2 pseudogenes are annotated in these 587 nt (G+C 69.7%); both read left to right on the top strand.

From position 1 onward, the window contains the following. A pseudogene (locus A5680_RS26540) lies at positions 1-163 on the top strand (chromosome segregation protein SMC); the annotation flags it as partial. A gap of 135 nt (positions 164-298) precedes the next feature. Further along, positions 299-587, top strand: a pseudogene (locus A5680_RS09805) (signal recognition particle-docking protein FtsY); the annotation flags it as partial.

Raw genomic sequence — 587 nt, 5'->3', positions numbered from 1 at the left:
GCTGCTGCGGGCGCGTTCGCAGCTGATCATCATCACGCACCAGAAGCCGACCATGGAGGTCGCCGACGCGCTGTACGGCGTGACCATGCAGGGCGACGGCATCACCGCGGTCATCTCGCAGCGGATGCGCGGGCAGCAGGTGGAGCAGCTGGTCGGAACCTGATCAGCGTGTACTGACGGCGTTCCGCGTGCGCGGGCGGCGGGATTCCGGCGAATTATTCGCCCGGAACGCACACCCGAGGCCCGGGACGCACACCCGATGCCCCGTGAGCGCCGGGCCGCTTGAAACAATGTCAGCGTGTCCCAAGGTCTTTGGATCGCGATCGCGGTCCTGATAGTTCTCGTCGTCGTGGTCGCGCTGGTCGCGGGCCTGGTGCGGTACCGCCGCCGGCGGATCAGCTTCACCGCCAAGCCGGAGCCGGGGGCGATCGACCGGTCGGGCGGCTACACCGCGTCGTCCGGCATCACGTTCAGCCAGACCGCAAGAACCGATTTGGGGGCCGACCGGCTCGACACCACGGGGCTGCCCGCCGTGGGCGACGACGCCACCATTCCCCGCGACGCGCCGCGGCGCACCATCTCGGAGG

The organism is Mycobacterium sp. E2989 (assembly GCF_001667595.1).
Taxonomy (GTDB): Bacteria; Actinomycetota; Actinomycetes; order Mycobacteriales; family Mycobacteriaceae; genus Mycobacterium.
Note: the sequence above shows the minus strand (reverse complement) of the source record. Positions and strands in the feature narration are given on the sequence as shown.